This is a genomic window from Deltaproteobacteria bacterium (assembly GCA_029860075.1).
GTDB lineage: Bacteria > Desulfobacterota > JADFVX01 > JADFVX01 > JADFVX01 > JAOUBX01.
Genome location: JAOUBX010000027.1, coordinates 1 through 13403 on the forward strand (window position 1 = coordinate 1; position 13403 = coordinate 13403).

The following is a 13403-nucleotide window of genomic DNA, read 5'->3' on the forward strand; positions in this document are numbered from 1 at the left end:
CTTTACCCTCAAGATTTTCAACCAGCCTGATCATTCCCTGACCGAAGCCCCACAAGGTATCGACAGGGATCAAAAGGTTTTCTCTCTTATTACGATCTGGTTTACAGGTTTGTATGGTGCTATAGAGGGTCAAGGCTTTAATAGTGGCAAGTTTTCTCAAGTTGATAATCTTCTCACTATAACCAAGTGGAAATTGCAAATAGCTGTTTTGTCTGTTAAGATCGGGAAATTTATAAAGCAGATACAGAAGGTATTTTTGATGCGGTGGAGTCAGTTAAAAAAGAGAATTGAAATAGGAGCAACATCCTATCGAAAGTCGCATGACCAGGTTGGGCGAGGATGGATAGCTATTGATAAATGTCAGATTATCAATATGTGTACAATTACATATGAAATAGAATTGTTCCAGAGAAGACAAAGGGAAAATCTCAGCTACCAGGAGATGGGTAGAAAACTCAATGAAATGAATATATTTTGTCAATACGATTGGTATAAATCTCTCTCTATCTATTTAAACTTATCAATCGATGAAATTATTGACTCTGACAATGAAATTGTACGGGCAATAGGGATGATTGATTCTAGAACAGGTAAGCGAAAGCTTAAAAAATTTGATGTTTCAAATGAACATGAGTTAGTTAAGAGGCTCTATGATTTTCGTTGTAATGCAGAAGGATTATTTACAACTTTTGATTTCGAAGACGAACCAAGTTTTACGACTCCACTTCCTGTCAATAGGCTATCAAAGATATCTTCTGAAGATAAAGTGAAACAAAGAGAAGCAGACAGGAAATTGGCAAATGCTCGAAAAACTCATAAAGTCAGAAATCTTATTGAAGCTATCTATAATGGGCAGATAAATGAGAATAACCTGGATAGGGAAATTTCAAAGATAATTTTTGAAGGATTTAAGAATTCTTCTGATCCTTTAATCCTTTTAAAAACGCTTCGATACCTTGAAGGAAAGTCAAAACTAATCAAAGAAGCTAACCATATTAGAGGTGTTATTGCATTAACAGCAAAATCTTCTCAATGGTTGAGGCCATTAGATACCTGGCAACCGTCATCACATAATGTTGGCAAGCAATTTTCTTCTCTGTCTAGACATTTGTTGGCAAACTATAAAGTACCTTTATTCATGGATGCAGCATGGTTGAAAGACAATGAAGTTTACCAGAGTTGGTTCATTAATTTGGGGGGTGGAAAAAATATTCGATCTGCCGAGAATCTTCCCATAACCTTAACAAAAAAGATAGCCCACTGTTTTTTAGAAGCACCAAATAATTATTCCATTGAAGCCGCTCTCAGGTGGGGTCAAGTTATAGCTTTGGGGGGAAATAAACGTTTGACTGACGCACTTTTGGAAACAAGACTGATAAATAGTTTTGAACATGATGATTTCTGGTTGTCTGTGATCCGTTTTTTTATCAACAATCCCATGTTAGATACTATTCACATTAACCCAATTATTGATTATATACATCATCAAAAATACGAAAACCAGATAAGGTTTTTGGAAAGGGGAGTAGCCGAAGAAATTGGACCGGCACAACCTAATTTTACTATGAGAGGCAGAACTGTTAATTCTATTCTCCGTCAAGTAGATATATGGCATGGACAATTAGGTAAGGAAAGAAAGGGTGGAAATTTAATCTGGAAAAAATCTTCATTTAACGATTTTAAATTTATTGAAGGCACAAAAGAAAATAAGAATATGAAAATCTGGAGAATAAGAGAATTATTAAATAGTAGAGAACTTATAGCTGAAGGGAGACATCATAGTCATTGTGTGGCAACATATTCACAATCTTGCTTCAATGGTTTATGCTCCATTTGGTCTATGCAAGTTGAAACTGAGGAAGGGATTGAAAATATTCTTACGATTGAAGTGAATAATAGAAACAGGGAAATTAGACAAGTCAGAGGAAAAAGAAACCGACTTTCAACCGAGAAAGAAAAAGAAATACTGAAAAGATGGGCTAGTAAAGAAAGTATTACGATAGCATCTTACATTTAAAAAGAGCTGAATAAACATCAATAATTGAGATGTATTTAATAATATGGAAATGAAAGAAAATAAAACAAATATAAAGATTATTGCTTCTGAAAAAAACTGGATTGAAGGGGAAGCAATTCAACAATTAAATAATACAGCGAAGCTTGAAGGGATGCTTAAGGTGGTGGGCTTACCCGATCTTCATCCCGGTAGGGGAAATCCTGTTGGAGCTGTATTTGTTATTGAAGATAAGATCTATCCTTATCTTGTTGGTAATGATGTTGGGTGTGGCATGGGGTTCTGGCAAACGAATTTGAAACGTAAAAAAATCAAACTCGATAAATGGGTGAAAAAGCTGGAGGGATTGGAAAGTCAATGGAAGGGTGATACCGACTTGTGGCTTAAAGAATTTGATTTACAATCTTCCAGCTTCGACTATTCGCTTGGAACAGTAGGGGGAGGGAATCATTTTGCCGAGCTACAACTTGTTGAAAAAGTGAAAGACAGGGAAGCATTTGGAGCGATGAAACTTGAAAAGGATGCTCTTTTTCTGCTAGTTCACAGCGGTTCCCGGGGGCTGGGTGAAAAACTTTTACGTACTCATGTTGATCGATATGAGGCCCGTGGTTTAGAGGTGGATAGTGAGGATTGCGATGAATATATTAAGGGCCATAATTATGCCGTTAATTGGGCTGTCAGTAACAGGGCATTAATAGCGCATCGCTTCCTTTCAATGCTTTCATCTGAAGGCAGGCAGATTTTAGATTCCTGCCACAATAGCGTAACTCCCGTTACCTTTGCCAGTAAAGATTACTGGCTCCACCGGAAAGGGGCAGCACCTTCTGACAACGGTCCACTCATAATCCCCGGATCAAGAGGGACATTCAGTTATCTGGTTCATCCTTGCGGCGGTCAGGAGGATAATGCATATTCACTTGCTCATGGTGCAGGCAGAAAGTGGAAACGAAGCGATGCGAAAGATCGCTTGCGCCGGCGTTTTAATAAAGAATCACTGAGCCAGACAGAGTTTGGTGGCAGGGTGATTTGTGAAGATAAAAACCTGCTTTATGAAGAAGCACCACAAGCTTACAAAAACGTAGATATCGTCATATCGGATATGGTTGATGCCGGATTAATCCGTGTGATTGCCACTCTCAAACCACTGATTACCTATAAAACGAGGGTAAAATAGTGAACTGCTGGCTTCAATTGACGTCCGGTCATGGTCCCGCTGAATGTTGTTGGGTTGTATCTCAAACAACCAGGGCAATCATGAGGGAGGCAGGAAAAATGAATATTAAAGTTACCATGCTTGATGCTATTCCCGGTGATAAGCCCGGTACCCTTAAATCTGCCCTGCTCTCTTTGGAGGGAGAAGAGGTATCACCTTTTGCAAGGCAGTGGCTTGGTACTATTCAGTGGATAGGTAAAAGTCCCTTTCGGCCAAGGCACAAGCGAAAAAACTGGTTTATAGGTGTACAAATTTATTACCCCCCTGACAAGTCATCCATTTCTGAACAGGACCTTAAGTATGAAGCAATGAAAGCCTCCGGTCCCGGTGGGCAGCATGTAAACAAAAGTCAGACAGCTATTCGTGTTGTCCATCATCCGACAGGCTTATGTGCTGTTGCTCAGGAAGAGCGATCACAATACTTAAACAAAAAACTGGCCCTGGCCAGGCTTTATTCACTTATTGAAGAGGCAGAAAAAAAGTCTCAGCAGAAAGAACAAAAGGAACGCTGGAACCAGCATAATGAGCTTGAACGTGGTAATCCTGTTCGTATTTATGAGGGTGAGACTTTTAAAAGGGTTTGAAATAATTTTATATACTTTCTTGACAATGTACGATTACTGTCGTACACTAATAGATAGTGTAAATGGCTTTTAAGAAAGCAAAAAAACAGGTTATTCATTGCTTGCAAAATGGTAATGTGAGCCATGAGACGCGTGGAAATATTGATATAAAAAATCTCTTGGCTACCGGTGCAGTTGCAATTGATGAAGTGATAAGCATTATTCTTCGCGCCAAAGGAGGGGACTATAGCTGTAGCCCTCACCACTTTGATAGCAATGTTCCGGTGCATTTGATCAAGACTATAAACAGAGGTAAGACATGGTATATAAAGTGGTACATTCTTGACCCTGATGCAGTTTTTATTAGTGTCCACAACTGAGGAGAATGATTATGAAAATTATAAAAGTTGGTGATAAAGGCAAGGCGGCTTGTGATAAATGCGCTGCCTTTGTGAGCGTAACCTATGATCTTCGGGATGTACCTTTTAGTGATGGTTCCGGTACGGTTAGTAAGGTATTAGTTGGAGTCTGTGATCAGTGTGGTCATGTATGTGTTTTACCTCACCAATCTACACCTCTTGTAAAACGTCAGTTAGAAAAGCAACGCAAGTCTATAGAGGCCCGTATCCCTGCACACCTGGTGGATATTTTAAATCTGGCAAGTGAAGAGGTTGGCTGTAATACTGACTTTGTACAGTCGATGATTAAATATTACTTGCATGCTCTGGCTAGTAAAAAAATATCGCCAGGTAAATTGGCTGACTATTTAAAGAGTGATCTTGCCAAGGGACCTTCAATTAAACGTATTTCATTAAAAGGGCAGCATCTTCATGAAGATATCATGGCACTTAAGTCATTAACTCACCTGAAATCAAATGCCGACTTGATTAAAAGTGTAATTCTTAAAATTTACGATGACATTCTTCAAAATAAAAGGTCAAGACCTATGCATGATTTAAAAGGTATTGCGGCTGCTATTAATTAATCCACCTTTTTTGAATGTGGATGCTGTACTTTACTTAATCTGGGACCTGACCGTTCTTCTCCCCCTTCCCTTCCAGAAAAAACCGCTCATCAAGAATCTGGATTTTACCCTCAAGCTTTTCAACAAGCCTGATCATCCCCTGACCGAAACCCCACAAGGTATCGACAGGGATCAAAAGATTTTCTCTCTCATTTCGATTAGGCTTGCAGGTTTGTATGGTGCTATAGAGGGTCAACTGTTCAGCCAGGGCTTTGATAATGGCAAGTTCCTCTCCGAGAACTTCATAGTCCGATAGTAAAAGGAATTTGTCTTTCCCTTTTTCATAGTGTTCAATCCTTTTTTCAAATTCTTTTATCATGTTTGAAGCTCCCATTTTTATAATTTCCCCATATAATACTTTCTTAACCCGATGTTGCTTATATTAACATTAAGTTTGCCAGCAATGCAAAGTTTATTAACAGTATGTTCTTTTAATTTACTTTGAGTTGTTTTTCCTATAGAAAACACTAATACAACAACACAAAGGAATTATTTGATGATCATTTGCAGATTAAAATCACTTATTGCAAAAATTGAAGAAGAGCAAAATTTAAGAATATCTATGCAGGAACTTGCCGATGCTTGTGGATCGACAAGACAGACCATATCAAAATTGGCAAACAACCAGGAAACACGAATGACCGTTCAGCAATATGACAAGATATTGAAGAAACTGAATTCCTATGGTTATGAATTTAAGATAAGTGAATTATTCGAGGAAAGGTAGTTCACTTTGAGGGAATTGATGCGCTACTGAAAAGCTCAGAGTGGATTGTGAGTAAAAGGTTGAGAGCCCTCCTTGGAACAGGCCTAAATAAAGGGGGTGCTCAGGAAGGAGAATTTACCTGGGGTTGTCGCTATCTTCCCCTCATTATAATAAACTTTAAAACTACTTCCTGTAATGCACAAAAATACCTTATCTTCAAAACTTATAGAATACGATCAGTAATCAACTGAAATTGTCATTAATAGATATATTTGCGCGACTTAAGAAACTTTATGAAAGATTGTTACCTTTCAAGGAGATAAATTAATGAATGGCCAATGGATGGGAGACTATAACGGTACTAGCAGTGGGGTTATTATTGTTAATATTGACGATATGGGGGATCACTTTAAAGGGATAGCTTACTTAAATGAATCAGACAATACTCTCCCAAGTACAGCCATACCTTTTAGGACAAATGAAAAAAGTAATGACCTGACGCTTCAAGCATATGTCTTTCCTATTAATAGTGAGACAGGTGTTCTAGATGTATGGGAGAATGTTAAACAATTTTACCCCTCTGATTTAATTTTCCCCGCTAGTGCCGATATTATAGGGAAGTGGGATAATGAAGAACTAATATTGACTTGGACAACAAATATTGGGACATCAGGATCATGTCTTTTGCCTAAAAGTAAAGCGGATAACCCCTCAGATTACTCACCTATTACTAAAGTCAAAGACTGGAGCAGTTATAAAAGTTATGTAGCTGATTTAGTGGAATGTAGGTTTTTATTTAGAGGACAAAATGCCCCATGGCGGCTTCGGACGGCATTTCACAAAACAGGAAGAGCCGATTTAACTAAATTTATTAATGAAGATATCCCGACGTTATATAAGCATTTAAGTTCAAAAACACGCCATATTTTCAATTTAAATAATCCTGATGAAAACGGTGCTTTTTTTAACCTGGCACAACATCATGGTTATCCTACTCCATTACTAGATTGGACTTTCTCTCCTTATGTAGCTGCCTTCTTTGCTTACAGAGGAATTACAAATGCTCAAGCATCTAAAGCAGATGAAAAACAAAAAGTACGCATTTTTATTTTTAATCAGGAACAATGGAAAAAGGATTTTATTCAAGTTCAACAGCTACTCACATCCGGGCCTCATGTATCTATTGCAGAATTCATTGCAATAGATAATGAGAGAATGCTACCCCAGCAAGCGGCCTCATTGGTAACTAACATTGACGATATTGAAGATTATATTAAGTCCAAAGAGGCGAAAACAAAACGATATCTTAAAGTCATAGACTTGCCAGTGAACGAAAGAGCAAAAATAATGCAAGAGTTAAGTTATATGGGAATAACTGCGGCTTCCTTATTTCCAGGTCTAGATGGGGCATGCGAGGAGTTAAAAGAACGTTTCTTTAATATATAAAACCATTTGGCATAGCAAGCGTAGCCTGGATATAATCCAGGAAATAAAACATATACCTACAGTCTGCCAACAAAATATCATTTTAAAATGATTGAAATCATTATCCCTCTAATCCTTTTCATTTTAATTATTTTCCTTGGTTTTATTTTTAAGTCTCTTTTCTATAGGACAAAGCTTGGGAAATTTAAAAATGTATCTGTTAAAGGGAATAAACTTATAGTAACTGATTATGGTCAATTTTTAATAGAAAGAGATAAAGAACAAATCAGAATAAAAGCTGAAAAAACCAGAAATCAAAAATGCATTGCTTATTCGGAAATTGCCGGACTCAAATATGAATATGACAGGCAATTTGCTTTTCTTCCTGAATTTTTATTCGGTGACTGGCCATTATTTAAAAAACATGAAGATACTTATGAGTGGTACCATATCTATCTGGAATTAAGAAGCAATGAAAAGATACCTCTTTATTCTATTGGTAATTATGAACAGCGACAGCTTGCACTTGGATGGAAGATTTTCTTGGAGAAAATCTTCCTTGAAAAGCTTGGAGTTTATGAGGATATAGAAAAAAGTAGTAGTATTGTATTTAATGAAATAATGAAAATCTTCAGAGAAGCAAAAGTGCATGTTTAGTTGTAGGATTGGCTTAAAGAAAGAAGCACTGTAGGGCGAATAAGCTAGCGCCATCCGCCGCATGATTGAAACATTACATCCTACTAAATAGTAACCGGGGACAGCGACCATTAAACAAGAAACGAAAACATCTGTATGGCTCTGATGAGAATTGAACTAAGGACTAAAACAGGGACTACCATCCCCTTTTATTCGGAACAGTAGCAACTTTCAACCAGAAAGTTGCAATATTTTTCGCAATGTGTTTTTAATATAGGCATAAAATCAGTCAACAGTTAAAATCTTAAATATTGCGATATATGGTCACCACAAATATTGAATATATCGATTGTCACTTAATGAGCGAGTTGACTGAGCAAAGCTCAGTGATTGCAAGGTGGACACGCCGGCACAATGACTACCGCGTCCGGCCGTATGCAAATGAACAGAATGATTGACGATGAAATAGAGCAGAGGAATGACGGTCCCATCGCAGCCAAAAATATATCACATTATGCATGCAGATCGGTTGCCATCGTTTATTGCGGATGGCAGCCTGTGGTGTGATGCAGAAATTGTGCGTCGTAAGCCACCTGGTACCACCATCGGGATGAATGGTATTAAGCAGCGCCGACTCCAGTTATACCTGAGCAGTCACCCGAACTTGCATGTGGGTGACTGCGTGCCTTTTTACTTCTGTCCACGCTCCATTATGCTTTACCTAATCTATCGAGGCAATGACTCCGAGCTGGACTATAAGGGTGGACAAGCGTCTATTATCCATTTGAAAGCTGATTTATATGATTCTGTAAAATGGGCTATGCAGAATAATAAGCGTTGGGCCTTCACTCTATCAAATGCCGGAGCTTATTATTTTGAAGACCGGTGTAATCTGGAACAGTTAAATGAAATCGATTGGGATTCGGTGAATGCAGGCAAATGGGTTGAATGTAAAGAAGGAAAGCAGGCGGAATTCTTGATAGAATATAGTTTCCCCTGGCATTTGATCGAACATGTTGGAGTATATTCACAGGCCGTCTATCAACAAGTAGTAAATGTGTTACCTGTGAATGGTCATCGGCCGAAAGTTGAAGTCAAAACAGACTGGTATTACTGAAAAAGAGGAGGATTCAATGATTGAATATAAGAGTGGCGACATTCTAAAAGAGGATGCCGAGGCCCTTATAAATACCGTGAACTGTGTTGGTGTTATGGGGCGTGGTATTGCGCTTCAATTCAAGAAAACCTTTCCTGAAAATTTTAAAAGCTACGTCGCAGCGTGCAAGAATAATGAGGTGCAGCCCGGTTGTATGTTCGTATTTGAGACCAGAAAGTTAATTAACCCACGCTTTATTATAAATTTTCCAACCAAACGCCATTGGCGGGGCAAGAGTCGGATAGAGGATATCGAATCTGGGTTAAAGGCACTGGTGGAGGTTATTCAAAAGTATGACATTCATTCAATCGCTATCCCACCTCTGGGCAGCGGTCTAGGAGGGCTTAACTGGGCAGCGGTTAAGCAGCGTATAGAAGAAGCATTGCATCCGCTTACGGATGTGCGCGTTATAATCTTTGAGCCAAAAGGCTCTCCAGCCACCGAAAAAATGATACATAACCGAGAGGTGCCGAATATGACAGCCGGCCGGGCAGCTTTGGTGGAATTAATGCATCGTTATCTTGGTGGCCTGCTCGACCCCTTTGTTACTCTGCTGGAAGTACACAAGCTGATGTATTTCATGCAGGAGGCGGGAGAGCCTTTGCGGCTTAAATATAAACAAGCTATTTATGGTCCCTATGCTGAAAACCTTCGACATGTATTGCATGCCATCGAAGGGCACTTTATTTCAGGTTATGCTGATGGAGGTGATACGCCGGATAAACAATTAAATCTCGTGCCAGGGGCTATCAAGGATGCGACGGCTTTCTTGGTAAAACATGACAAAACCCGCGAACGTTTCGACAAGGTGGTTGATCTTGTAGATGGATTTGAGTCACCATTTGGCTTGGAGCTTCTGTCGACGGTTCACTGGATTATGAAGAACGAAGCTGTTCATTCAATGGAAGACGTTGTAAGTCTTACTTATGCCTGGAATGATCGCAAACGGCAATTCACCCCTCGTCAAATTGAGCTTGCCGTGAATGTACTTGCACAAAAGAACTGGGTAGCCTTCAAGGGAGATTAAATTTGATAGCGATATTCCTTCTGCATAATATAGGGATAACCCCCGTATTCAAAATGACATGTTGCATACCATGAAATAAGCTTAGCCCATGCCGAGAATAGCAAAAGTAGTAATCCCTGAATATCCTCATCACATCACCCAAAGAGGGACTAATAAGAGGGATATCTTTTTGGATGATAGAACAGCACTGGAGGGAAGAGAGGGTCAGACTTGACTATTGACCTTGAGTGTTGGAGCCGTAATTGGGAGATTGGGGTCAGACCGACTCAACCCATTGACACCAAGGAATAAATACCTAAAAAAGGCCTCTTTTCAGCCTTAGAAGGCCCTTTTTGACATCAAAATGAGGGATTTAATCAAATGCTGGATTCCCGCTAAAACAATGCGGGAATGACAAAAGATTTAAACCCCCGCCTACCCTGATAAATAAAGTTGACAGTTCAAAGGTACGCGAGTAATTTACGCTACCGCCGGGACCACGGTTTTCTTCAGCTTCCTCTCAAGGAAAAAACAGGCGAAGGGGATGACGGAGGCGAAAAGGGCTATAATCCACTGAGGATAGCAAGGAAGCAGAGATAAGAAAGGCAAGCTCAACGGGTCGTCCCTTAGGCGGATTGGATTTTTTGTTGACGATGGAAGAAATAACCGGTCGAATGCTCAGACCTAAAAAAGGGGGGCGGCCCAGGAAAGAGCATTAACCCGGGGGTTATCCCTATATTACCTTTATTAATGCGATTTGCTATGTTCTGGAAGTTTTTCTTCAGCTATCATCTTCCAAATAAATGAAGCCATAAGTGTTGAAACAATAACTGTATGCCTGTTGCCAAGTTTAGTCTGAGCTGCCCTCATTTTTGTTTCCATATTAATATCCCCTGTTAAGTTAAATATGACATCCACACTCTCCGTCATCTGCGTGATCTCATCTTCGTGAGCGCAAATATGTACCCCTAATCGTTTAGCATAGCGAAGCCCGGGAGCGTTAATATTACGTTCAAATACTGCGGTGATATTTATTCCTTTTTCTTTAAATCCGTAAAGTTTTTTTGTAAAAGTGCTTCCAACCCTCCCAAGACCGATAATGGCAACATTTATTTCATCTATCATAAGAAATCCTCCATGATCTAAAATACTGTATTATATAACTTGGATTTTATTGCTTCAATCAAAAAGAATCTCTAAAAAAGCTGAGAGAAGGAAAAAGGGTTTTCTCCATGGGTAAATTAAATCCTTATTGATCCCCAATTTCTCAGTAACTTCCGGCACACTTCTTCCTCGCTTTTGAGGCAGCATCACCTCATTTCTCTTAACGTCTGAGTCATACTCCCTTCTACTTTGAATACCCATTTTTTTACCTGCCTCAAAGTGAAAAGTCTTCCCTGGTTTACATTTTTCCAGACCTTTATCTTTTATATCCAATTATTTTGCATTCATTTACTCCACCATACTTGTATTGCGCGACATTTACTCCACATTCAAAGGCCACAGGATTCCCTGCTCTGCAAAATCAAAAATATTTAAAAAGTGAAATATGTCACAAAAAAAAGAAGATATGCCACGACAGCGGAGAGATATTTGTGCTATATATAGCCCTGTTTTGATAAAAAAGTTTGATTCGGCACTAATACACAAACAGCAGATAACCATAAGAACTTATTAAAAATATTAATAGCTGATTATTTTAACTCTTAATGAATGGCGCCTCATATTTGTTGCCATAAATGCTGAGGGAGAGGGGATAAAGGCTTGAAGAAGAAATTGACAAAAGTTGAAATATATTGGGATTGTCCAATATATAGACTTGTTTCCTATGAACTCTCCCCTATGAACTCCCCACCGTGGCTATTTTTCAGAACTAAAAGATCCGTAAAACCACGTGAAAGCAGATATCCTTAATGATGCAATAAGAAACGGCAGAAAGCTTATATTCAATTGAAATCCAATAGATAAGTTTTAATAAGGATACATCCAAATAATCTTTCAGTTCCTGGAAAGTAAAAAAAATCCATTTTTTTAAATCAAGGAGATTTATTATGAAAAAGAAATTAATGTGCATGGTTTTATTTAGTATTTTTTGGAACCCCTTTTTATCACAGGCAGATGCGTCTGTTATAACCCAGCTTACCAATAATACAATTAACGATATTGTTCCACGAATAGGCGATAACGGCCATGCAGTATGGTATGCAAATGACGGTACAGACAATGAGATCTACCTTTATGACGGCGCTACCGTAACCCAGCTTACCAATAATGACGGTTATAATGATTCTTTTCCCCGGATAAATAGCAGTGGCCATGCAGTATGGCTAGGTTCTGAAGGTTCAGGTTCAGACAGTGACATCTACCTTTATGACGGCACATCAGTTATCAAGCTTACCAATAACACTTATCTTGACATTAGTCCCAAGATAAGCGATAACGGCCATGTGGTATGGCATACATTGGCCGGTTCAGACTTTGAGATCTACCTATATGACGGCGCCGATGTAACCCAGCTTACCGATAACACTTATCATGATCAGTATCCCCGGATAAATGGCAGTGGACATATAGTATGGTATGGAAGTGATGGGTCAGACAATGAGATATTTCTTTATGACGGCGTCTCCATAACCCAGCTTACCAATAACGCCTATAATGACTTTGACGCCCAGATAAACAACAACGGCCATGTGGTATGGATTGGAAGTGATGGATCAGATGATGAAGTCTTCCTTTATGATGGCGTCTCCATAACCCAGCTTACCAATAACGCCTATAATGACTCTGAGGCCCGGATAAACAACAATGGCCATGTGGTATGGTATGGAAATGATGGGTCAGACAATGAGATCTACCTTTATGACGGCGCTGCCGTAACCCAGCTTACCGATAACACTTATCATGATCAGTATCCCCATATAAGCGATAACGGCCAAGTCGTATGGTATGGACTGGATGGGTCAGACAATGAGATCTATCTTTATGACGGCGCTGCCGTAACCCAGCTTACCGATAACGCTTACCATGATCAGTATCCCAGTATAAACAATAGCGGCCAAGTCGTATGGAGTGGAAGTGACGGTTCAGATTATGAAATCTACCTTTATGACGGCACATCTTTAAAGCTATCCCCGCCTTCAGGCGATTATATTTTAACCCAAAAGATGGATCTTGCTCTTATTGTTAAAGGCCAGGGTTTTTCAATTACGAATATAGGTGGCACATTAGACGGCGTTGATATATCCGGGACTCTTAGCGCTTGCTCTATTTCCGGAACCCTTACATCAGGTGGCCATACCTTAAGATGTCCTAATGTTTATGGGACTTTTCTGGGAGTTGGCGCCCATACTCTGGATGTTACCCTTGACCTGAGTAATGGAACCACTGTGAGTGACTCCATTCTCTGGAATGTCCTGGAAAACACTGAACCTTAATAAAGTGCTATTCTATCGGTATTTCTGATAGAGCCTTTAGAGGGCGCCCCCCTATCCTGTTATTCGGGGGCGCCTTTTTTTATTATCCTGGAAAGGACAGTTGGATCCGGCATTGTCCGGTTAGGAAATTGCCGTGATTAATTTTAAGGTAAATATTCCATAAAATTGTTATTTCGACTCGGAGATCTCTGAGAGGTACGAGGAGAAATCTTTAAGATCTCTC

At 39.3% G+C, this 13403-nt stretch carries 16 protein-coding genes; 13 read left to right on the top strand and 3 right to left on the bottom strand.

The genetic code is table 11. From position 1 onward, the window contains the following. From OEV42_09835 to OEV42_09855, 5 genes are all read left to right on the top strand, one after another. Positions 1-2017, top strand: a 2017-nt coding sequence (locus OEV42_09835) for a PcfJ domain-containing protein (protein ID MDH3974563.1), incomplete at its 5' end; no start/stop codon positions are given. A gap of 49 nt (positions 2018-2066) precedes the next feature. Beyond that, positions 2067-3188, top strand: coding sequence for an RNA ligase RtcB family protein (locus tag OEV42_09840; GenBank protein ID MDH3974564.1), 1122 nt, complete (start codon positions 2067-2069; stop codon positions 3186-3188). Further along, positions 3188-3811, top strand: a complete 624-nt coding sequence (gene prfH, locus OEV42_09845; GenBank protein ID MDH3974565.1) for a peptide chain release factor H — start codon at positions 3188-3190, stop codon at positions 3809-3811. The genes OEV42_09840 and prfH overlap by 1 nt, the downstream gene beginning before the upstream one ends. A gap of 62 nt (positions 3812-3873) precedes the next feature. Continuing rightward, positions 3874-4170, top strand: coding sequence for a hypothetical protein (locus OEV42_09850; GenBank protein MDH3974566.1), 297 nt, complete (start codon positions 3874-3876; stop codon positions 4168-4170). An 11-nt stretch (positions 4171-4181) separates the two neighbouring features. Next, positions 4182-4775 carry a hypothetical protein gene (locus tag OEV42_09855; GenBank protein ID MDH3974567.1) on the top strand — a complete coding sequence of 198 codons (594 nt, stop codon included), beginning with the start codon at positions 4182-4184 and terminating at the stop codon, positions 4773-4775. Positions 4776-4809: 34 nt separating this feature from the next. On the opposite strand, the gene OEV42_09860 is transcribed toward OEV42_09855, so the two are convergent. Beyond that, positions 4810-5133: a hypothetical protein gene (locus OEV42_09860; protein ID MDH3974568.1), complete on the bottom strand. Its 324-nt coding sequence runs from the start codon at positions 5131-5133 to the stop codon at positions 4810-4812. 177 nt (positions 5134-5310) lie between these two features. On the opposite strand from OEV42_09860, the gene OEV42_09865 reads away from it, so the two are divergent. From OEV42_09865 to OEV42_09895, 7 genes are all read left to right on the top strand, one after another. Further along, the gene (locus OEV42_09865; GenBank protein ID MDH3974569.1) at positions 5311-5541 is read left to right on the top strand and encodes a helix-turn-helix domain-containing protein; all 231 of its coding nucleotides are present in this window, start codon (positions 5311-5313) and stop codon (positions 5539-5541) included. A gap of 306 nt (positions 5542-5847) precedes the next feature. Further along, complete coding sequence (locus OEV42_09870; protein MDH3974570.1) at positions 5848-6966, top strand: FRG domain-containing protein; 1119 nt, start codon at positions 5848-5850, stop codon at positions 6964-6966. Between the two features lie 87 nt (positions 6967-7053). Further along, a complete protein-coding gene (locus OEV42_09875) occupies positions 7054-7602 on the top strand; it encodes a hypothetical protein (protein ID MDH3974571.1) in 549 nt (182 codons plus the stop codon). 420 nt (positions 7603-8022) lie between these two features. After that, entirely contained in the window at positions 8023-8148 is a 126-nt protein-coding gene (locus tag OEV42_09880; protein MDH3974572.1) for a hypothetical protein, read from the top strand. Further along, complete coding sequence (locus OEV42_09885; GenBank protein ID MDH3974573.1) at positions 8096-8698, top strand: DUF4433 domain-containing protein; 603 nt, start codon at positions 8096-8098, stop codon at positions 8696-8698. The genes OEV42_09880 and OEV42_09885 overlap by 53 nt, the downstream gene beginning before the upstream one ends. Before the next feature lie 16 nt (positions 8699-8714). Beyond that, a complete protein-coding gene (locus tag OEV42_09890) occupies positions 8715-9764 on the top strand; it encodes a macro domain-containing protein (GenBank protein MDH3974574.1) in 1050 nt (349 codons plus the stop codon). A 432-nt stretch (positions 9765-10196) separates the two neighbouring features. Beyond that, on the top strand, positions 10197-10343 hold the full coding sequence (locus tag OEV42_09895) for a hypothetical protein (protein MDH3974575.1): 147 nt from the start codon (positions 10197-10199) through the stop codon (positions 10341-10343). A 147-nt stretch (positions 10344-10490) separates the two neighbouring features. Here the strand turns inward: OEV42_09895 and OEV42_09900 are convergent, their stop codons facing one another. Both OEV42_09900 and OEV42_09905 read right to left on the bottom strand, forming a co-directional pair. After that, positions 10491-10868 (bottom strand): hypothetical protein, encoded by a 378-nt coding sequence (locus tag OEV42_09900; GenBank protein MDH3974576.1) that lies wholly within the window; start codon positions 10866-10868, stop codon positions 10491-10493. Between the two features lie 54 nt (positions 10869-10922). Beyond that, complete coding sequence (locus tag OEV42_09905; GenBank protein ID MDH3974577.1) at positions 10923-11180, bottom strand: hypothetical protein; 258 nt, start codon at positions 11178-11180, stop codon at positions 10923-10925. Between the two features lie 614 nt (positions 11181-11794). Here OEV42_09905 and OEV42_09910 point away from each other — a divergent pair. Beyond that, positions 11795-13180, top strand: a complete 1386-nt coding sequence (locus OEV42_09910) for a hypothetical protein (GenBank protein ID MDH3974578.1) — start codon at positions 11795-11797, stop codon at positions 13178-13180. The last annotated feature ends 223 nt before the right edge of the window (positions 13181-13403 follow it).